At 65.6% G+C, this 20,348-nt stretch carries 22 protein-coding genes; 18 read left to right on the top strand and 4 right to left on the bottom strand.

Features of this window, described 5'->3' with window-relative positions:
* Window positions 1-38 precede the first annotated feature (38 nt).
* The 18 genes from otnK to AX756_RS21100 all read left to right on the top strand — a co-directional run bounded on the left by otnK (window position 39) and on the right by AX756_RS21100 (window position 16,685).
* Window positions 39-1,316, top strand: coding sequence for a 3-oxo-tetronate kinase (otnK, locus tag AX756_RS21185; RefSeq protein WP_068316780.1), 1,278 nt, complete (start codon window positions 39-41; stop codon window positions 1,314-1,316).
* The gene (otnC, locus tag AX756_RS21180; protein WP_068316779.1) at window positions 1,313-1,966 is read left to right on the top strand and encodes a 3-oxo-tetronate 4-phosphate decarboxylase; all 654 of its coding nucleotides are present in this window, start codon (window positions 1,313-1,315) and stop codon (window positions 1,964-1,966) included. The genes otnK and otnC overlap by 4 nt, the downstream gene beginning before the upstream one ends.
* 1 nt (window position 1,967) lies before the next feature.
* Window positions 1,968-2,720, top strand: coding sequence for a hydroxypyruvate isomerase family protein (locus tag AX756_RS21175; protein ID WP_068316777.1), 753 nt, complete (start codon window positions 1,968-1,970; stop codon window positions 2,718-2,720).
* A 170-nt stretch (window positions 2,721-2,890) separates the two neighbouring features.
* Window positions 2,891-3,556 (top strand): response regulator transcription factor, encoded by a 666-nt coding sequence (locus AX756_RS21170; protein WP_068316774.1) that lies wholly within the window; start codon window positions 2,891-2,893, stop codon window positions 3,554-3,556.
* Window positions 3,553-4,938 (top strand): sensor histidine kinase, encoded by a 1,386-nt coding sequence (locus AX756_RS21165; RefSeq protein ID WP_068316772.1) that lies wholly within the window; start codon window positions 3,553-3,555, stop codon window positions 4,936-4,938. Before AX756_RS21170 ends, AX756_RS21165 begins: the two co-directional genes overlap by 4 nt.
* Window positions 4,908-5,945: an ABC transporter substrate-binding protein gene (locus AX756_RS21160; protein ID WP_068316770.1), complete on the top strand. Its 1,038-nt coding sequence runs from the start codon at window positions 4,908-4,910 to the stop codon at window positions 5,943-5,945. The genes AX756_RS21165 and AX756_RS21160 overlap by 31 nt, the downstream gene beginning before the upstream one ends.
* 140 nt (window positions 5,946-6,085) lie before the next feature.
* The gene (locus tag AX756_RS21155) at window positions 6,086-7,045 is read left to right on the top strand and encodes a Bug family tripartite tricarboxylate transporter substrate binding protein (protein ID WP_068316768.1); all 960 of its coding nucleotides are present in this window, start codon (window positions 6,086-6,088) and stop codon (window positions 7,043-7,045) included.
* On the top strand, window positions 7,045-7,485 hold the full coding sequence (locus tag AX756_RS21150; RefSeq protein WP_068316765.1) for a tripartite tricarboxylate transporter TctB family protein: 441 nt from the start codon (window positions 7,045-7,047) through the stop codon (window positions 7,483-7,485). Before AX756_RS21155 ends, AX756_RS21150 begins: the two co-directional genes overlap by 1 nt.
* A 10-nt stretch (window positions 7,486-7,495) precedes the next feature.
* Complete coding sequence (locus AX756_RS21145) at window positions 7,496-9,001, top strand: tripartite tricarboxylate transporter permease (protein WP_068316762.1); 1,506 nt, start codon at window positions 7,496-7,498, stop codon at window positions 8,999-9,001.
* On the top strand, window positions 9,001-10,350 hold the full coding sequence (locus AX756_RS21140; protein ID WP_068316759.1) for an acyclic terpene utilization AtuA family protein: 1,350 nt from the start codon (window positions 9,001-9,003) through the stop codon (window positions 10,348-10,350). Before AX756_RS21145 ends, AX756_RS21140 begins: the two co-directional genes overlap by 1 nt.
* A complete protein-coding gene (locus tag AX756_RS21135) occupies window positions 10,347-10,646 on the top strand; it encodes a DUF4387 family protein (RefSeq protein ID WP_068316756.1) in 300 nt (99 codons plus the stop codon). The genes AX756_RS21140 and AX756_RS21135 overlap by 4 nt, the downstream gene beginning before the upstream one ends.
* A 170-nt stretch (window positions 10,647-10,816) precedes the next feature.
* Entirely contained in the window at window positions 10,817-11,857 is a 1,041-nt protein-coding gene (gene citC / locus AX756_RS21130) for a [citrate (pro-3S)-lyase] ligase (protein ID WP_068316754.1), read from the top strand.
* A gap of 49 nt (window positions 11,858-11,906) precedes the next feature.
* Entirely contained in the window at window positions 11,907-12,200 is a 294-nt protein-coding gene (citD, locus tag AX756_RS21125) for a citrate lyase acyl carrier protein (RefSeq protein ID WP_068316752.1), read from the top strand.
* A complete protein-coding gene (gene citE / locus AX756_RS21120; RefSeq protein ID WP_068316749.1) occupies window positions 12,197-13,072 on the top strand; it encodes a citrate (pro-3S)-lyase subunit beta in 876 nt (291 codons plus the stop codon). Before citD ends, citE begins: the two co-directional genes overlap by 4 nt.
* 5 nt (window positions 13,073-13,077) lie before the next feature.
* A complete protein-coding gene (citF, locus tag AX756_RS21115; RefSeq protein ID WP_068316747.1) occupies window positions 13,078-14,580 on the top strand; it encodes a citrate lyase subunit alpha in 1,503 nt (500 codons plus the stop codon).
* Window positions 14,577-15,500, top strand: a complete 924-nt coding sequence (gene citG, locus AX756_RS21110) for a triphosphoribosyl-dephospho-CoA synthase CitG (protein WP_082739244.1) — start codon at window positions 14,577-14,579, stop codon at window positions 15,498-15,500. The genes citF and citG overlap by 4 nt, the downstream gene beginning before the upstream one ends.
* Complete coding sequence (gene citX / locus AX756_RS21105) at window positions 15,497-16,063, top strand: citrate lyase holo-[acyl-carrier protein] synthase (protein WP_068316745.1); 567 nt, start codon at window positions 15,497-15,499, stop codon at window positions 16,061-16,063. Before citG ends, citX begins: the two co-directional genes overlap by 4 nt.
* A 40-nt stretch (window positions 16,064-16,103) precedes the next feature.
* Entirely contained in the window at window positions 16,104-16,685 is a 582-nt protein-coding gene (locus AX756_RS21100) for an RBBP9/YdeN family alpha/beta hydrolase (protein WP_082739243.1), read from the top strand.
* A gap of 415 nt (window positions 16,686-17,100) precedes the next feature.
* On the opposite strand, the gene AX756_RS21090 is transcribed toward AX756_RS21100, so the two are convergent.
* The 4 genes from AX756_RS21090 to AX756_RS21075 are packed head-to-tail and all read right to left on the bottom strand — an operon-like array spanning window position 17,101 to window position 20,337.
* Window positions 17,101-17,760: an adenosylcobinamide amidohydrolase gene (locus tag AX756_RS21090; RefSeq protein WP_068316739.1), complete on the bottom strand. Its 660-nt coding sequence runs from the start codon at window positions 17,758-17,760 to the stop codon at window positions 17,101-17,103.
* Window positions 17,757-18,515, bottom strand: coding sequence for an ABC transporter ATP-binding protein (locus tag AX756_RS21085; protein ID WP_068316737.1), 759 nt, complete (start codon window positions 18,513-18,515; stop codon window positions 17,757-17,759). The genes AX756_RS21090 and AX756_RS21085 overlap by 4 nt, the downstream gene beginning before the upstream one ends.
* The gene (locus AX756_RS21080; protein ID WP_068316734.1) at window positions 18,512-19,504 is read right to left on the bottom strand and encodes a FecCD family ABC transporter permease; all 993 of its coding nucleotides are present in this window, start codon (window positions 19,502-19,504) and stop codon (window positions 18,512-18,514) included. Before AX756_RS21080 ends, AX756_RS21085 begins: the two co-directional genes overlap by 4 nt.
* On the bottom strand, window positions 19,501-20,337 hold the full coding sequence (locus AX756_RS21075) for an ABC transporter substrate-binding protein (protein WP_068316732.1): 837 nt from the start codon (window positions 20,335-20,337) through the stop codon (window positions 19,501-19,503). Before AX756_RS21075 ends, AX756_RS21080 begins: the two co-directional genes overlap by 4 nt.
* Window positions 20,338-20,348: the final 11 nt, after the last annotated feature.

Here is a 20,348-nt window from a genome sequence, read left to right as displayed (position 1 = left end):
GGCCCGGATGGTTCCAAACGGAAGGGATGGAGAGCACGATGGGCGTGGTTCTTGGATGTATTGCCGATGATTTCACCGGCGCGACGGACCTTGCGGGGCTGCTTGCGCGCTCCGGCGTGAAAGTTTCGCTCAGGATGGGCGTGCCGGAAGAGGCCCCGGAAGAGGCGGATGTCGCCGCCTTCGAGGTGATTGCGCTCAAATGCCGGACCGCACCGGTGGCCGAGGCCGTGGCCGAGACACGCGCCGCTCTGGACTGGCTGCGCCGTGCGGGGGCCGAGCGGTTCTTCTGGAAATACTGCTCGACCTTTGACAGCACGGCAGAGGGGAATATCGGCCCGGTGGCCGAGGCGTTGATGGCGGAGATCGGGGCGGATCAGACGATCTATTGCCCGGCCTTCCCTGAAAACGGCCGCGCGATCTTCATGGGCAACCTGTTTGTCGGCGAGCTGCCGCTGGCCGAGAGCCCGATGAAAGATCACCCGCTGACGCCGATGCGCGACAGCAACCTGATGCGACTGATCGAACCGCAGGTGAAGGGCAAGGTGGGGCTCGCCAACCGCCTGACCGTGGCGCGCGGCACGGAGGCGCTGAAGGCGCGGATGGAAGAGCTCAAGGCCGAGGGCGTGGCGCATGTCGTCGTCGATGCCGTGGCCGACGAGGATCTGGGTATCATCGCCGAGGCCTGCCACGAGATGAAGCTGATGACCGGCGGTTCCGCCGTCGCCATGCCGCTGCCCGGCATCTACCTGCGGGAAGGCGCGATCACCGAAGCCGCCAAGCGCGAGGCCGCGCCGCAGGTCGGCAAGGGCTCCATCGTCTTCTCCGGCTCCTGCTCGGCGATGACGCGCGCGCAGGTGGCCGATTACCTGCCCAAGGCGGTGGGATACAAGCTCGACCCGCTGGATCTGGCCGCCAACGGCCCGCAAGCCGCCCGCGACTGGCTGGCCGCGCAGGATCTGGAAACGCCCAAGATCATCTATGCCACCGCCGAGCCGGAAGACGTGGCCAAGGTTCAGGCCGAACTGGGCGTGGCCGAGGCCGGTGAACTGGTCGAATCCGCGCTGGCGCAGCTGGCGCAGGACGCGCTGGCCCAGGGCGTGCGCCGCTTCGTCGTTGCCGGTGGCGAGACATCGGGAGCGGTGACCAAGGCGCTCGGCGTCACGGCGATGGAGATCGACGCGGAAATCGCCCCCGGCGTGCCGTGGACATGGTGCCGCTCCGGTGACGCGCAGATCGCCATGACGCTGAAATCCGGCAATTTCGGCGCGGTCAGTTTCTTCACTGACGCGTTCGAGAAGCTGGAGCAGATCTCATGAGCGCCGAGGCCCGCCTGCGCGAGCAAGTCTGTGTCTTTGCCAAGTCGCTTTATGACCGGGGGCTGACCCCCGGCGCCAGTGGCAACATCTCGGCCCGGCTGGAAGACGGGCGGCTGCTGGTGACCCCCACCGGCAGTTGCTTCGGCCGGCTGGACCCGGCGCGGCTCTCCGTTCTCGACGAGACCCGCGCACATATCGAAGGCGACGCACCGACCAAGGAGGTCGCCCTGCACGCGGCCTTCTACGAGACCCGGCCCGCGCAAACCGGCGCGGTGGTGCACCTGCACTCCACCCACTCGGTCGCGCTCTCGATGCTGCCCGATACCGACCCCGAGGACATGATCCCGCCGCTCACGGCCTATGGCGTCATGAAGCTCGGCAAGGTGAAGCTGCTGCCTTATTTCATGCCGGGCGATCCGGCGATGGGCGAGGCGATCCGCGGGCTGGCGGGCAAGCGCTCGGCCGTGGTGCTGGCCAATCACGGCCCCGTCGTGGCCGGCAAGGACCTTGAGGCCGCCTGCTACGCGATGGAAGAACTGGAGGAGACCTCGAAGCTCGCCATCCTCACCCGTGGCCTCTCCCCCAAAATGCTGAATGAGGCGCAGATCCAGGGCCTCGTGACGAAGTTCAATGTCGAATGGGACGATTGATATGACCAAGTTTTCCGCCAATCTCGGTTTCCTGTGGACCGAGCATTCCCTTCCCGATGCCGTCCGCGCCGCCAAGGCCGCGGGCTTTGACGCCGTCGAGTGCCACTGGCCCTACGAGACGCCTGCCGAGGACGTGGCCGCCGCGCTCAAGGAAACCGGGCTGACCATGCTCGGCCTCAACACCGTGCGCGGCAACCCCGGCGAAAACGGGCTTTGCGCGTTGCCCGGCCGCGAAGCCGAGGCCAAGGCCGCCATTGACCAGGCGCTTGCCTATGCCGAAGCGATCGGCACGCCGAATGTCCACGTAATGGCCGGTTTTGCCGAAGGCCCGGAAGCACACGCGACCTTCGTCGCCAATCTTCAATATGCTTGCGAAGCGGCGGCCAAGCTCGGCAAGACCATCCTGATCGAGCCGCTCAACCACCACGACGCGCCGGGCTATTTCCTGGGCACCTCCGCCCAGGCAGTGGAGATCATCGAGGAAGTGGGCGCGCCGAATATCAAGCTGATGTTCGACTGCTACCACCTGCAGATCATGGAGGGCGACCTGACCCGGCGCCTGACGGATCGCCTGCCGGTGATCGGACATATCCAGTTCGCCAGCGTGCCCGAACGGACCGAGCCCGATTGCGGCGAGGTGAATTACGACCATATCTTCGCCCATATCGCGAGCCTTGGTTATGACGCGCCGCTCGGGGCGGAATACAAGCCGCGCGGCACCACGGATGAAGGCCTCGGCTGGATGAAAGGCTGAGTTCGCCCCACCACGGATGAGAACGGCCGGCAACAGCGCGTTGCCGGCCTTTGTCTTGCCGGTCCTGCCCCTGCGGCGCCCATGTCGATGGATCAGGCCGCGCGCTTGCTTTAGCATCGGTGCGGATTGGTCCGGACAGGGCCAGATCTGCGCGCTGGGGGAGAAGACAGGTGCGATTCCTGCTGATCGAGGACAATGCCAAGCTGGCCTCTGCCGTGACAGAGCGGCTGACGTTGGACGGGCATGTTGTTGATCACGGCCCGGATATCGCCTCGGGCAAGGATTTCATCGCCACCACGGAATACGACCTGATCCTGCTCGACATCATGCTGCCCGATGGCGACGGGCGCGATTTCCTCGAAGAGCAGCGCCGCCTGCAGGACGAAACCCCGGTCATCGTGCTGACCGCGCGTTCCGAGGTGTCGGACCGGGTGACGGTGCTGGATCTCGGCGCCGATGATTACCTGACCAAGCCCTTCGATTTCTCAGAGCTGGAGGCGCGCTGCCGGGCAGTGCTGCGCAGGCGTGGCGGCAGTGGCACCAACCAGCGCCATATCGGCAACCTCACCTTCGATCCGCAGGCGGGTACGCTCAAATTGGGCGACCGCACCACCACGCTTCGGGCCAAGGAGTTGCGCCTGCTGGAGCTGTTTCTCGGCGCGCAGGACCAGATATTGAGCAAGGCCAAGCTTATGGACCGGCTGTTTTCCTATGAGGAAGAGGTCTCCGAGAACGCGATCGAGGTCTATGTCGGCCGCCTGCGAAAACATCTCGACGGCTCGCCTGTTGCCATCGTCACCGTGCGTGGCCTCGGTTATCGGCTGCAGGTTGAATGAGCGACAAGGTCGTCATTACCGGCTCCATCCGCCGTCGCCTGACGCTGCGGCTGTTGCTGTCTTCGGCACTGCTGGCGGGGTTGCTATTCGTTATCGTCCTGAACTTCGCCGAGAAGGTCGCGCAGGTCAGCCAGGACAATATCCTCGACGCCTCTGTCACCTCGATTCTCGAATCCGCCACCGTTCTGGAAGGCGAGATCGGCATCGACATTCCCTACGCCGCGCTGTCGATGCTCGGCAATGTCTCCGATGACCGGGTGTTCTACAAGGTCACCGTCGATGGCGCGCATCTGACTGGTTACGAGGATCTACCAAAATCGGGCCTTCAGGCCAATGAGCGTGGACGCAGCTTCGATACGGTCGAGTTCCTTGGCGTAAGCGTGCGCATGGCCACCGCGTCGCGGCTGCTTGCGCGCGGGCAGCGCCCGCTCCATGTCACCGTCTCCGTCGCGCAGACCCGGGGCGGCGCGCAGCAGACGCTGCAGGAGATTTGGCGCAACGCGGCCTATCTCGGGATCGGCTTCTTCGCCGTCGCGGGCGCGCTCGCCGTTGCCGTGGCGCAATCGGCCATCGACCCGCTGGAACGGCTCGCCGCGTCCGTTTCGCGCCGGGGGCCGCAGGATCTGCGTCCGGTCGTGGCCGAGGTGCCGCGGGAAATGGCGCCATTGGTCGAGGCGCTCAACCGGCTCATTGGCCGCCTGCAGATCACGCTCACCCGCTCCGAGGATTTCATGGCCGAAGCGGCCCACCGTGTCCGCACGCCGCTTGCGACCGTGCGCGCGCAGGCCGAAGTCGCGCTGAACCGCATGGACAAGCCCGAGAACCGCACATCGCTCAACGACATGATCCACGCGCTGGACGAAAGCTCCCGTGCCGCGGGCCAGCTTCTGGATCACGCGATGGTCACCTTCCGCACGGACCAGCTCGAACATGTGCCGCTCCGGCCGAGCGATCTCATCGCCGAGACCGTGCGCCGCCTGCAACCGGTGGCGGGCCTCAAGGATATCGCGATCACCGTGGTTGCTCCGACCGACCTGCAGGTCATCGGCGACCCGATCCTGCTCCAGAATGCCCTTGGCAATCTGCTGGACAATGCCGTCAAATATTCGCCTGCGGAAAGCGATATCGCGGTGGATATGTGGGCCGAGGAGGACACCTGCCATATCCGGGTCTGCGATCAGGGGGCGGGCTTTCCAAAAGGGGCCGGCAAGCGGTTGACCCGACGCTTCGCGCGGGGCAGCAATTCGCAGGGCACGGTTGGTTCCGGCCTCGGGCTGACCATTGCCGACGAGGTTGCCCAGGCACATGGCGGCCGGCTTGAACTCGAACAGAACCCGGAAGGAGTCGGCGCATGCGTCTCGCTCGTCTTGCCTCTGTCCTGATTGCGCTCGCCACGCTTGCCGGCCCGGCCCGCGCCTTCGAGAGCGAAGCGCATGTCATCTACGAGGCCACGCCGGACAGCCCGGTGCTGCGGATCCTGTCGACCACCGATATCGAGATATTCGAGCCGATGCTGCGCGCCTTTCAGGAGCGCAACCCGGGCACAACGATCGATTATACCGTGGCCAGTTCCACCGAGATGATGAAGGCCCTTGTCAGCGAAGGGCAGGCTTTCGATGTCGCGCTCTCCTCGGCCATGGACCTGCAGACCAAGCTGTCCAATGACGGCATGGCGTTGAGTCATGTTTCCACGGCCACGGCCCGGCTGCCCGAATGGGCTAACTGGCGCGATCAGGTCTTCGCCTTCACGCAGGAAGCGGCGACATTGGTCGTCTCCCCGGCGGCGTTCGAGGGGCTGGAGCGGCCTCGCAACCGGCAGGACCTGATCACGCTGCTGCGCGAACATCCGGAGCGTTTTCGTGGCCGGATCGGCACCTATGACATTCGCAGCAGCGGCGCGGGCTACCTGTTCGCGACGCAGGATGCCCGCACGTCCGAGACATTCTGGCGCCTCATGGAGGTCATGGGGGGGCTTGGCACCCATCTCTATTGTTGCTCCTCGGAAATGATTGGCGATGTCGCGTCGGGCAAGCTTGCCTTCGCCTATAATGCGCTGGGCTCTTATGCAGAGCCGCGTCAGGCGGCGGGCGAGGCCATCGAGGTCGTCATGCCGGAGGATTTCGTGACCGTCATGCACCGCACCGCCCTGATCCCGGCAAGCTCCGAGAGCCCCGGTCTCGGTGGTGCCTTTGTCGATTTTCTTCTGAACGCCGCCTGGAGCGGTGATCCGCCCGACTATTACCCCTTTGCCACCGTCAACCCGCGCGCGAGCGACGAGACGCCCTCGCTGCGCCCGATCAGGATCGGGCCGGGGCTGCTGGTCTATCTCGACGACATGAAGCGCGCTTCCTTTTCCAAGGCCTGGCTGGACGCCGTGGTGCGGGAATAGCCCTCCCGGCGCGCGGCGCCGGCGTTGGTCCGCCAAAATAATGTGCAAAGATTGGACAGTGACAGGATGGTGTCAGGTTTCGGCTTCACAACTCGAATTCGATGGCCGTCGGCCAGAACGATTCCAAGGGAGGTCTATCCATGAATCCGAAATCAATCCTGTTTGCCGGTGCAACTTTTGCCCTGACAGCAACCTCGGCGCTTGCCGCCGAATGTATCGCACCGGCCAACCCCGGCGGCGGCTGGGACTTCACCTGCCGCCAGATCGGCAAGATCATGTTCGACATCGGCGCCGTGGACAAGCCGATCCAGGTGACCAACATGGCCGGCGCCGGCGGCGGGCTCGCCTACGCCCACGTCGTGGCCGAGCGCAATGACGACGCCGAGTTGATCATCGCCGCGTCCTCGGCGACCACCACGCGTCTGGCACAGAATGCCTATGCCGGCATGACCGCCGACCAGGTCCGCTGGGTTGGCTCGATCGGCGCCGATCCGGGCGTGATCGTGGTTGGCAAGGACAGCGAGTTCCAGACCCTCAACGATCTCATCGAGGCCGCCAAGGCGGATCCGACCTCGGTGTCCTTCGCCGGTGGCTCCGCGGTGGGTGGCTTCGATCACCTCAAGCCGCTGATGGTGTTCCAGAAGGCCGGCGTCGAGGACGTGACCAAGGTCAAGTACATCTCGACCAACAATGGTGGCGATGCCATCACCCAGACCGTGGGTGGCTTCACCAAGGCGATGACCGGCGACATGTCCGAGGTCGTGGGCTTCCTGAAGTCGGGCGACGTGCGGGTGCTGGCGGTTCTGACCGAAGAGCGCGTGCCGGGCTTCGATGACATCCCGACCGCCAAGGAGCAGGGTGTCGACGTGGTCGCGGTGAACTGGCGCGGTCTCTACATTCCGAAGGGCGTTTCCGACGAGACCTTCGACATGTGGGCAGACAAGCTTGCGCAGGTTGCCGCGAGCGACGAGTGGAAAGCCGCGATGGAGGCCAACGGTCTTGCCGAGTTCACCAAGGTCGGTGCCGACTTCCAGAACTATGTCGACCAGGTCGTTGCCGACGTGAACACACTTTCCAAGCAATTGGGGGTCATCCAGTAATGGCCTCTGACCGTATCTTCGGTGCGGTCGCGACCTTGGTGGCGCTGGCGTATATCGCCAGCGCCACACAGATCCAGACCGGTTTCATGGCGGACCCCGTCGGTCCGCGCACCTTCCCCATCATCATCGGCGCTGTGGCCGCCCTGTGTGGCATGGTCATCGCCATCCGTCCCGACCCGGATCCCGAGTGGCCCGAGCTTGCCACGCTGGGGGCGCTGGTTCTCTCCATCATCGTCCTGATCGGCTATGCCTATGCGCTCAAGCCGCTGGGTTTCCTGCTGCCGACGGCAATTGCCGCGGGCTTCCTGTCCTACCAGATCCAGCCCAAACCCTTGAAGGCCGTGCTGGCCGGAATCGGTCTTTCTATCGGGCTATTCGTGATCTTCAAATACGCGCTCGGCCTCGGCCTCGTCGCGGTTCCGAAATCGATGCTGGGCTGAGGGGCGCGCCATGGACATTCTTTCAAATCTCGCGATGGGCTTCGGAATCGCTCTCTCGCCTTACACGCTGATGCTGGCCGTGATTGGCTGTTTCATCGGCACGATCGTCGGTGCCCTGCCGGGCCTTGGACCTTCGAACGGCGTCGCTATTCTCATCCCCATCACCTTCACCGTTGGGCTCGACGCGACCTCCGCGCTGGTTCTCATGACCGCGGTCTATTACGGCGCCATGTATGGCGGCCGGATCTCCTCGATCCTGCTCAACATTCCCGGCGACGAGCCGGCGCTGATGACCACGCTCGACGGCTACCCGATGGCCAAGGCCGGCCGGGCCGGCGACGCGCTGGTGCTGTCCGGCGTGGCCTCCTTCGTCGGCGCCTTCCTGGCCACGATCGGGCTTATCCTGCTGGCGCCGCTGCTGGCGCGCGTGGCCTTCGTCTTCGGCCCCGCCGAGTATTTTGCCCTCTACATGCTGGCCTTCGCCACGCTTGGCGGCATGTCCTCCAACAACCAGGCCAAGGCGGCGGTTGCCTCCTGTATCGGCCTCGGCATCGCCATGATCGGCGTGGACAACAATTCCGGCCTGCCGCGCCTGACGGGTGGCAACCTGCATCTCTATGACGGCGTGGACTTCCTCGTTGCCATCGTCGGCCTCTTTGCCATCGCCGAAGTGTTCTTCTTCATCGAGAGCCACGGCAAGAACACCTCCATCGGCGTCAAGCTGGATAAGGTGACGATCCCCTGGAAGGACATCGTCGAGACGAAATGGACCATGCTGCGCTGCTCGCTCATCGGGTTTATCGCCGGCGTTCTGCCCGGTGCCGGTGCCTCGCTCGGCTCTTTCCTCAGCTACATGACGGAGAAGAGCATTGCCGGCGAGGAAGGCAAGTTCGGAACCGGTGTCCCCAAGGGAGTCGCGGCTCCCGAGGCCGGCAACAACGCGGCCGCCGGTGGTGCACTGGTGCCGATGCTGACACTCGGCGTTCCGGGCTCCGGGACCACCGCCGTCCTGCTGGCGCTGCTGATGACGCTCAACATCACACCGGGTCCGACGCTCTTCACCGAGCGGCCTGAAGTGGTCTGGGGCCTGATCGCTTCGCTGCTGATCGCCAACGTCGTGCTTCTGCTGATGAACGTGCCGATGGTGAAGATCTTCGTGAAGGTCCTGATGGTGCCGCCCTGGATCCTGTTGCCGGGCGTGACGATGATCTCCTTCGTCGGCATCTATTCGCTCTCGGGCAGCTATTTCGACCTGCTGCTCATGGTGGGCTTCGGGGCGCTTGGCTTCGTGCTGCGTAAGCTGGACGTGCCGACGGTGCCGATCATCCTCGGTATCCTACTGGGCGGCCACATGGAGGACGCGTTGCGTCGTGCCATGGTGCTCTCGGATGGTGAGGTGAGCTATCTCTTCTCCTCGCCCATCGCAATTGGCCTCTGGATCGTGGCGGTTGCGGGCTTCGTCGCGCCGATGTTCCTGCGCAAGGTCCTGAAGAAGCCGCAGAGGATCACGGATTGATGGTCAAGGTTCTCATCCCCTCGGGCGCGCTGGGTCTCGGTTACGACCGGGACGCGCTCGCCCGGGGTATCACCGAGAAACCCGATATCATTGCCATCGACGGGGGGTCCACGGATAGTGGGCCCCACTACCTTGGAACCGGGACCTCGAAATATTCCGCCAATTCGACCAAGGCCGAATGGCGAGAGCTGATGGCTGCCCGCCGTGAAGCCGGCGTGCCGCTGCTGATCGGCACCGCCGGCACCTGTGGCGCCGACAGCGCCGTGGACTGGATGCTCGACATCACCCGCGAGATCGCCGCCGAGACCGCCGAGACGCTCAAGGTTGCCCTGCTCAAGTCCGGCCAGCCCGCATCGCGGATCGCGCATGCGCTGGGCGCGGGCAAGGTGACGCCGTTGATACCGGCGCCCGAGATCTCGCCCGAGCTGATCGACAGCTGCACCAATATCGTCGCCCTTGCCGGGGCCGAACATATCCAGGGCGCGCTGGAAACCGGCGCCGATATCGTCATCGCCGGGCGCACCACGGATACCGCGATCATCTCGGCGTTGCCTCTGGCGCGCGGGTGCCACCCGGGCGGGGCCTGGCATGGCGCCAAGATCGGCGAGTGCGGGGCGCTGGCGACGACCTCGCCCAACTCGGGCACGATCCTGATCGAGTTCGACGCGGAGGGCTTCACCATGACGCCGATGGGGGTGGAGGCGCGCGCCACGCCCCACACCGTCTCCGCCCACATGCTCTACGAGAACTCCGACCCCTACGTGCTCTACGAGCCGGGCGGGCATCTCGACGTGACAGAGGCCACCTATACCGCGCTCGACGACCGCCGCGTGCGGGTGACGGGCTCCAAATGGGTGGCGTCCGAGCGCTACACGGTGAAGCTCGAGGGTGCGCGCAAGGCCGGCTATCAATATGCCTCGCTGGCACTGGTGCGGGATCGCCGCTACGTGGAAAATATCCGCGCGTGGTGCGATGACATCGAGGCCAAATGCTCCGCCAAGGCGCGCGAACGGGCAGGGGACGGCTTCTCGCTGGAACTGCGCGTGATCGGAGCCGACGCCACGCTCGGGCCCCTCGACACCAAGGCGCAGACCGGCAGCGAGGTCGGCGTGCTCGGCATTGTCACCGCCGATACCGAGGCGATGGCGCGAGAGGTGGCCAAGATCCTCAACCCCTACCTGCTCCATCACCCGCTGACCGAGCAGGAAGAGATGCCGACATTCGCCTTCCCCTTCTCGCCGCCTGAGATGAACCGAGGCGTGGTCTACGAGTTCTGCCTGAACCACGTGCTGGAACTGGCGGACCCTTGGGAGGCTTTCACCCTTGAGACCGTGGAGATCGGCGCATGAGCAGGCTCGGAGATATTGTTCCCAAGGTGCGCTCCAAGAATGCCGGCCCGTTCTGGCTGACCATCGACATCTTCTGCGGCGACCGGGACGTGTTCGAACGCGTCTCCGACGGGCTGAAGACGGAGGCCGTGGTGGACCTGCTGCAAGCCGACGCGACGCTCCTGAAGCGGTTCGACATCGACAGCCTCAACGTCGTCAAGTTCTCGATCCCGCGCCCCCAGATCCAGGGCACGCGACTGGATCGGGACATGCACGGTGCCTCCTTTGCCGCCCTCGTGGCGGAAATGGAGATTTGAACCAACGCCCTGCCCGGACAACATGCACTGACCGCCGGGCAGGGCTGCAACATTGTCGGTTTTCTCCGGGCGCCACGCGGGCAATACCGCTTGACGTAGCGAGAGACCGGCCATCGCCAAAAGCGGCGGCAGCTCTCGGCGTCACCGCACCAGATCGGACCCTGGTCGCCATGGAAGACCTCGATTTCTATACCGTCGAGCCGGATCACGAAGATGCCGAGCGCCGCGAGATCAAGAAGCTGCTGGGCGCCTGCGATCTGCTCTATGAACAGGGGATCGAAACCTTCGTCGTCTGCCGCGATCGCGACCGGCTGGTTGCCTGCGCGGGCCTGCAGCAGAACGTCATCAAGGGCGTTGCCATCCTTCCCGAGTATCGCGGCACGGCGCTTTCGCTGACGCTGGTGAGCGAGATCACCTATCTTGCCCACAGCCACGGCTATGCCACGCTTTTCGTCTATACCGAGCCGAAGAATGCCGAGTTCTTTCGTGGCTGCGGTTTCTACGATCTCGTCGAGATGCCCGATACCGTGGTGCTGATGGAAAACACGCCCATCGGCATCAAGTCCTATTGCAAGCAATTGCAGAAACACCGCGTCGAGGGCGCCAAGATCGGCTGCGTCGTGGCGAACGCCAATCCCTTCACCTATGGCCACCGCTACCTAGTGGAACAGGCGGCGAAGGCGTGCGACTGGCTGCACCTGTTCATGGTGCGCGAGGATGTCTCGCTGTTTTCCTACCAGGACCGCTACTACCTCGCCGAGGAGAACATCCAGGGCATCCCCAATCTGACCCTGCACCCCGGCTCGCAATACATGGTCAGCCGCGCGACCTTCTCCTGCTATTTCCTCAAGGATCAGGGGATCGTCGGCAAATGCCACACCGCGGTGGACCTGCTGATGTTCCGCAACCACATCGCGCCCGCGCTTGGCATCACGCATCGGTTCGTCGGCACGGAGCCTTTCTGTCCGACGACGAACAAGTACAATAGCGACATGATGGTCTGGCTGCAGGACGAGGTGCGCGGCGGCGGGCCGGCGATCGAAGTCGTGGAAATCCCCCGAACCGAGTTCAATGGCACGGCCATTTCGGCGTCCGAGGTGCGCAGGCATCTCTACCAGGGCGACCTCGACAGCATTCGCAACCTTGTGCCGTCCGCGACCTTCGAGCTCTTGAAAACGAAATACGTACCCCTCGTCGCGCAACAGGGGTGACAGGATACCGGCCCGCGCGCGGCGTGGGCCAAACGGAGAGGAAAGCAACATGTTGCTCAAACAGGAGGCGCTGGCCGGGACGCTCGAGTCCAGCGATCTCTTCATCCGCATCACGCCGACGGAAGAGCCGCTTGAGATCGTGATCGAGAGCGAGGTCCTGCACCAGTTCGGCAAGCAGATCCGTGCCACCGTGGAGGAGGTTCTGGACCATCTCGGCGTGACCACCGGTACGCTGATCATCCAGGACAAGGGCGCGCTCGATTGCACCATCCGCGCCCGCGTGCAGGCCGCCGTGATGCGCGCGGCGGGCGAGACGACACTCGACTGGGAGGCGTTGAAATGAGACTTCGCCGTTCCATGCTCTTCGTGCCGGGCTCCTCGGCCGCGAGCCTGTCCACCGCTTTCGTCTTCAAGCCGGATTCGGTGATGTTCGACCTCGAAGACGCCGTGTCGCTGCGCGAGAAGGACGCCGCGCGGCTGCTCGTCTTCCACGCGCTGCAGCAGCCGCTCTATGACGGCATCGAGCGCGTTGTGCGGATCAACCCGCTGGACACGCCCTTTGGCCATGACGATCTGCAGGCCGCCATTCGCGGCGGCGCCGACACCATCCGCCTGCCCAAGACAGACACGCCGGAACAGGTTCACGAACTGGAAGCCGCCGTCGAGCGGATCGAACGCGACTGCGGCCGGGAAGTTGGCTCCACCCACCTGATGGCCGCCATCGAGAGCGCCTCGGGCGTCGTCAATGCGCTGGCCATTGCGCAGGCCAGCCCGCGTATCACCGGTATCGCGCTGGCCGGTTTCGATTACGTGATGGACATGCAGACGCAGCGCGGCGACGGCACCGAGCTGTTCTATGCCCGCTGTGCCGTGTTGCACGCCGCCCGCGCCGCCAAGATCGATTGCTACGACGTTGTCTTCTCCGATCTCGATGACGAGGAGGGTTTCCTGAAGGAGGTGGACCTGATCAAACGGCTCGGCTTCAACGGCAAATCGCTGATCAACCCGCGCCAGATCGAGCTTCTGCACAACGCCTACGCGCCGACGCAGGAAGAGGTGGACTACGCGAAACGCGTCGTCGCCGCTGCCGAGAAGGCTGAGAAACAGGGCCTCGGCGTGATCGCCATGGGCGGCAAGATGATCGACGGCCCCGTGGTGGACAATGCCCGCCGCGTGCTGGACCGCGCCGCGGCCTCCGGCCTGCGCAAGGAGTGAGTGACATGGCATCAGATCGCAACCCGCAGGTCGCAGGGCTCACCCCTTTCGCAGGCTTCAACGCCAGTATCCCCTTCGTCACCGGGCCGCAGGCCAATGGCGACCGCAAGATCTTGCCCGACCTTGAGGAAGCCATCCGCCGCGCCGGGCTAAAGGACGGCATGACCGTCTCCTTCCACCATGCCTTCCGCGAGGGCGACAAGGTGATCAACCTGGTGGTCGAGACCCTGGCGCGGATGGGGTTCAAGGATCTTACGTTGGCGCCCAGCTCACTGCTTGGCGTCAACGCGGCCATCATCCCGCATATCCAGTCCGGCGTGATCCGCAAGCTCTTCACCTCCGGCCTGCGCGGCAAGCTGGGCGAGGCCATTTCCAACGGCCTAATGGACGAGCCCGTCACCTTCCACTCCCATGGCGGCCGAGTGGCGCTGATCGAGCAGGGCGAGATCGAGATCGACGTCGCCTTTCTCGGCGTCTCGGCCTGTGATCCCTTCGGCAATGCCAATGGCGTGTCCGGGCGCAGTTGGTGCGGCTCGCTCGGCTACGCGATGGTCGACGCGATGTATGCCGACAAGGTCGTCATGCTGACCGAGGAGATCGTGCCCTTCCCGAACAACCCGGCCTCGATCCGGCAGGACCAGGTCGACTGGATCGTGCAGGTCGATGAGGTGGGCGATCCGGCCAAGATCTCCGTTGGTGCCGCCCGCGCCACGACCAACCCGCGCGAGCTTCTCATCGCCAAGCTCTGCGCCGAGGTCATGGAACATGCAGGTTACTTCGAGGACGGCTTCTCGATGCAGACCGGCACCGGGGGGTCTTCCACCGCGACATCGCGCTTCCTCGAACACCGGATGCGGGCCAAGGGGATCAAGGCCGGATGGGCGCTTGGTGGGCAGACCGGCGGCATGGTGGACCTGCACGAGAAGGGCCTGATCGGCACGTTGGTCGATACCCAGAGCTTCGACGCCGTGGCCGCCCGCTCCCTGCAGGCAAACGCCTCGCATATGGAGATTTCCACCCAGTTCTATGCCTCGCCGCTCTCCAAGGGCGCCACGGTCGACCGGCTGGACATGGTGATCCTCTCGGCGCTGGAGATCGACCTCGATTTCAACGTCAACGTGTTGACCGGCTCGGACGGTGTCGTGCGCGGCGCGATTGGCGGCCACGCGGACACCGCCGCGGGGGCGAACCTCTCCATCGTCGTCGGCCCGCTCCTGCGCACGCGCATCCCGACCGTGGTCGAACAGGTCACGACCCGCGTCACACCGGGCGAAACCGTCGGCGTGCTCGTTACCGAGCACGGCATCTCGGTGAACCCGAACCGGCCCGACGTGGCCGAGCGGCTGAAGGCGGCGGGCCTGCCGGTCAAGCCGATCGGAGATCTCTACCAGCGGGCAATATCGCTTTCGGGCAAGCCCGAGCCGCTGGACTTCCTCGATAATGTCGTGGGCCACGTCCGCTATCGCGATGGTACGATCATCGATACCGTCCGGCAGATCGCGCCATGAGCCTTCTGGCGCGGGCAAGCTCGGCTCTCACGGGGTGCGGCACCGGCCAGGTGCCCGCCGCGCCCCTGTTTGCCCGCGCCGGTTTTCTTTCCCGGCTTGTCCACGAGGCGCTGCTGGTCGAAGTCCATCTGACGCCCAAGCCGGGCCTGGTGGATCTTCGCAACAATGGCGCGCACTCGGATATGAATGTCGCCACTTTCGAAACGAGCGCCGCTGCCATCGCGCCGTTCTTCGAGCAATTCTTCATGGCCGGTGTGGCCTCGGACACCCTGCCTGCGACCGACGCCTTGCCGGAATTGCGTCGCCTCGGGCTGAAAGCCGAGACGGCCATGCTCCGCGCGACGGATGGCGTGAATACGCATAAGGGCGCCATCTTTGCCTTTGGCCTCGCTCTCGGGGCAGCCGGGCGCCTGACCGCAAAGGGGGCGGCTCTGGAGACCGGTGCTTTGTGTGACGAGGTTGCCGCCATCGCCGCCGGAATCGTTGCGCGGGATTTCGACGGGACCACCCGCACGGCGAGCACGGCGGGGGAATACATCTATCGGCGCTACGGAATGCGCGGTGCGCGCGGAGAAGCCGAGTCCGGCTTTGCCACGGTGCGCGACATCGGGCTGGCGGCTTTCCGGGCGGCACGTGCTCAGGGGGCAGGAGAGGAAACCAGCCTTTTGGCGGCACTTGCTGCCTTGCTGGCGCAGAATTCCGATACCAACCTGATCGCACGAGGCGGGCCGGAGGCGACGGAATATGTCCGCCGCGAGGCGCGGGTGATTGCCGAGCTTGGCGCCACCGATTGCGATTTCGTAGCCCGGCTCGAGGCGCTCGACGACGCGCTCATCGCCCGCAACCTCTCGCCCGGCGGTACGGCGGATCTCGTCGGCCTTACCTGGTTTTTCGCGCGGCTTGAAAGCGCCGGGGTATGAACCTGTTCGAAGGCGTGCCCACGGATCTGGAGGCTGTGCTTGCCGCGCGCGAGGCCCGTGTCGCAAGGCGGGACGCAGCGCTTTTGGAATATCGCCATTCCGTGATCACGCTCTCCATCGTCTTGCCCGGTTCGGTCAAGCTCTGCCCGGCAACCATGGAGCTGGCCGAGGCCGCTCGGCTCGCGATCCCGGCCCGGCTCGCGGTCATGGGTTGGCGCTTTGGCGAAGTCTTCGCCGAGGATCTGCCGACCGGACCTGAAGCGCTCTATGTGGTTGAGACAGAAGCCCACGCGCTCAAATCCGCCATGGTCGCGTTGGAGGAAAGCCACCCGCTGGGCCGGCTTTGGGACCTGGATGTGCATGCCGCGGACGGAACTCCGCTTTCGCGCGGGGATGTGGGCTTGCAGAAACGGCGCTGCCTCCTCTGCGATGAGCCCGCCCATGCCTGCACCCGCTCCCGGGCTCACCCGGTCGAAGACCTGCTGGCGGTGATCGCCGAACGTATGCAGGCGGCCCGCGACGCCAACAGCCTTGCGTTGCGCGATGAGCCGGGTAAACCATGAGGCGCCTTTCCAAAGGCCAACGCCATTTGCTGCGGTATTCATGAGCCCGATCCGAAATCCTGAAGCCATCGAGACCCTCGAAGGGCATATCGAGAATTACGATCTCGTTCTCGTGCCCGGTTTCAAGAATTCCTCCGCCGAGCATTGGCAAACGATGTGGGAAGAAAAGACGCCGCTCTTTTCCCGCATTTCCATGAGCCGTTGGGACCTGCGCGATATCCATTACTGGATAGACGCGATCAACCGGCGCCTGACCGAATGCGAAAAACCGGTGATCCTGATCGGCCATTCGCTGGGGGCGCTGGCCTCTGCCTGCGTGCTGGCCGAGGATCCGCCGAATGTCGCGGGCGCGATGTTCGTGGCCCCTGCCGAGCCGATGCGCTTCGAGGTGGAGGAGATCATTCCGCACCACCGGCTCAATCGGCCAACCGTGCTGGTGGCGAGCCATGATGATCAGCTCATCTCGCTGGATCGGACAAAGCAACTCGCGGCCTTTTGGGGGTCCGAATGGGTCGATCTGGGGCCGGCCGGTCATATCAATGCCGAGAGCGGCTTCGGGCGCTGGCCCTATGGCCTGACGATCCTGGTGGATCTCGTCGAACGGATCGAAGGAAATCTCTGAAAGCAGGCCGCTAATGGCGCAAGCTTGTTTGCGGAGCGCGACAGGGCGACGCCGAGATCGCTCCACCCTTTCCCGTAACGTTTGCGCGACCCGTCAGCCTTTGAGATCATTGTAGAACTGGAATGCCCTTCGTAGTCATAGCCCTGCGCGGAGCCGGGGGAGCGGCGGCCGCAGCCAGGGGCATCGGCCAGTTCGGCTCGCTCACGGAATCTTTGGAGGCCTTCGTCGAGTGGGACAGGGCCGTGGCTCCGAACCCGGCGAACAGGCAGGCCCATGACAAGGCGGCCGCCCGATGGAAAGAAGCCTGTGCCGCGCAAAAGGCGCTTGTGGACAGCGGGATCACCACGCCCATGGGGCGTGCGCCGGGCATGTGGCAGGGACGCTGTTCCGCGGCGGACAGACCGGTTGGGTCATGTCACTCCGGTTCGGGCAGCAGCTCCGGGCGGGTTGCGATCCAGCTTTTTGCTCCAGCGAACACCGCATCATAGACGGCGCGACCGATGGCCTCGCCAATTGCGGTGTGCAGCCCGGCGAAAGCGACATCACCCGGCGGGGCAGCGAAAGCGATGCAATCGGTGCCCGTGCCGGTGGCCGGACCTTCCGGCAGCAACATTCCCGCGTCGATCACCGCTGCCGTGCGGGCCTGGGTGGCGATGCTGAGCGCCTCGATCTGCGCGGCTTCTGTCAGCCCGACGGAGCAATCGACCGCGATGTTGATCGTGCCGAAGCTGGCGGGGTCGAAGCGCTGCCGGTGACCAACGCGCTCGGCATTGGAAAGCCCGACCGTGGCGAGGCACTGCACGGTGGCGCCATCCAGCGCCGCGCGATGGAACTCGTAGGACGCGACATTCCGGGAGGTCAGCAGCGTGGGCGCGTCCGCCAGCCCGGCGGCCTCAAGGGCATGGTCCAGCCATGCCACGGGGTCGCGTCCCTCCGGCAGGTCCTTGTTGCGCACCTCGCGAAAGACGATCCTCTCGGCGGTGACAAACCCAGGCCGATTGATCGCCCAACTCAGGACCCTGCGCGGGCCATCCAGGTCGGCGATGAGCCAGGGTGGCTCGTGGCGTACTCTCATGGGGTTGTTTCCGTCTGGGCGAGCGGTTGCAGCATCAGCCCGTCTTCCGTTTCCTGTCGCCAGGCGGTGATGCCGAATACGGTGGCGAGCCGGTCAGGAGAGAGCACGTCGGCGGGCCGGCCCTCGGCGACGAGGCGTCCGGATTGCATCATTGCCAGCCTGGTGCAGAACCGTGCCGCAAGCCCCAGGTCGTGCAGGGAGACGACCACGCCCCGGCCCTCGGCGGCGAGCGCGTTGAATGTCTCCATCGTGGCGATCTGATGAGCGGGGTCGAGCCCGGCGATGGGCTCGTCGGCCAGCAGCAGGGGTGTTTCCTGCGCCAGCGCCCGGGCCAGCAGCACGCGCGCCTGTTCGCCGCCCGAGAGCTGCGTGGCGACGCGGTTGCGGAAGCTGGCGAGATTCATGCGCTGGAGCGCACGCTCTATCGCTTCCCGGTCCGCCGGTCCGCCGCGGGCATCATGCGGCACCCGGCCAAGGCCGACGAGGGTTTCCACCGAGACCGGCCAGGCGATTTCCCGTCCCTGCGGCAACCAGGCGGCATGTTTGGCACGCGCGGCGGGGGGCATGCTGGCGAGCGAGCTTTGTCCTTGATATGGCAGCAGCCCTAGGGCCGCGCGCATCAGCGTCGTCTTGCCCGCGCCGTTCGGCCCGATCAGCCCGACCACCTCGCCCGGGGCGACCTGAAGCGAGACGGCGTCGACCACCGGGCAACCGCCGCGTCGCACCGTCAAGCGATCGAGGGACATCAGGCTCATAGCTCCCCCCGCCGGGTCCGGTACACGAGATGCAGGAAGAGCGGCGCGCCGACGATGGCGGTCAGGACGCCGAGTTTCAGGTCGCGCTCCGGCACGAGCAGGCGCACGGCGATGTCGGCGGCCAGCACCATTGCCGCGCCACCGAGCGCCGATGCCGGCAGCAGGCGTGAAGGTCGCGCGCCGACTGCGCCGCGCAGCAGGTGCGGGACGACGAGGCCGACAAAACCGACAGACCCGGCCACGGCCGTTGCCGCGCCGACCAGGGCCGCGACGCCAGCGACCAGCATCAGCCGAAGCCGGCCGAGCCGGGTGCCGAGCGCTTCAGCGGCGTCCTCGCCCAGCGTGAGCGTGTCCAGCCCCCGCCCGAGCGGAAGAAGCAGCGCAGCGCCCACGGCCATGAACGGCAGCGCCAGAGCGACGTGAAGGAAGGAACGGTCGGCGAGCGAGCCGAGCATCCAGAAGACGATCTCGGCTGCGGCAAAGGGATTGGGCGAGAGGTTCAGAACCAGCGAGGTCAAGGCTCCGGCCAGTGCGGAGAGCGCGATGCCGGCGAGGATCAGCGAGAGAGAGCCGCCGCGTGGCCCGGCGAGCAGCAGCAGCAAGCCCACCGAAAGCGCCGCCCCGCCAAGCGCGGCCAGCGGCAAGGCGAGGGCAAACCCGGCGACAATCCCGGTCTGGATAGACAGCACCGCACCGAGGGCGGCCGATCCGCTGACGCCGAGCAGGCCGGGTTCGGCCAGCGGGTTGCGCAGGTAGCCCTGCATCGCGGCCCCCGCCAGCCCGAGCGCGCCGCCAACCATGACCCCGAGGATGGCGCGCGGCAGGCGGATTTCGCGCATCACGAGGGTGATCGGCCCGTCCGCGCCAAGGATCAGCGCGTTGAGGCTGCGCAGCGGCGAAAGCCCTGCTGGCCCCACGAGGAGCGAGGTCAGAAACAACGCCGTGACAAGGGCGGAAAGCCCGATGATGAGGCCGCGAAACCCGGTCATTCGGCACCGTCCGATTGCGCCCGCGCCTGTGCAAGCCCGCTGATCGCGCGCAGAACATGGGGCGTGCCGCAGATCCAGTCGCGGTCGGTCAGGGGGGCACTTCCGGCCCGTCGTTGCAACTCCTTGAGGGCGCGGTGTTGCAGGACCTCCTCGGCGCGGGAGGCACCGGGCCATGTTGTCGGCAGCACCACCAGGTCCGGCTCCAACATCACCAGCCGTTCCAGCGCGATCACGCCACCGACGGTGAGGCCGGCCTCGGTCGCCACGTTGTAGAACCCGGCCGCTTTGAGGATCGCGCCCGACAGGCTCGCGGGGCCGGAGCTGTAACCACGGGCCGCATAGATCGCGGCGCGCGGCCGCTCTCCGCGCGGCTGTTCCAGCGCAGCAAGCCCGGCGTCGAACTCCGCCAACAGCGCCGCCGCTTCCGCTTCACGGCCAAGCAGGCTGCCCATCTGCGTTACCCGCGTGCGGACATCTTCCAGCGAATAGGCCGGCGCGATGACTTCCACCCGGACGCCGAGGCGGCGCAGCATCGACAGCGTCGCCTGATCGGTGAATGTTCCGGCCAGCACCAGATCGGGATTGTAGAGAAACACTTCCTCGGCGCGGACGCTGTTTGCCGGAAGGGACTGGGCAAGCTTCGCCATGGGAGAGCTGCGCGCATCCTGCGACAGGCGAGAGACCGACACGAGTTGTCCGGGCGCGGCGAGCATCAGGGCAAGCTGGTCCGTGCAGAGGTTGATCGACACCACCCGCTCCGGCGCGGCCTGTCCACCCCCGGCCCCGAGAAGGGCGAGGCCAAGACAGGCAGCGATGAGAAACGGGTGGCGCATTGTCAGGGTGA

The sequence above is a fragment of the Aliiruegeria sabulilitoris genome, assembly GCF_001558155.1.
In the GTDB taxonomy this organism is placed as follows: domain Bacteria; phylum Pseudomonadota; class Alphaproteobacteria; order Rhodobacterales; family Rhodobacteraceae; genus Tropicimonas; species Tropicimonas sabulilitoris.
This window is presented reverse-complemented; position numbering and strand designations above follow the sequence as displayed.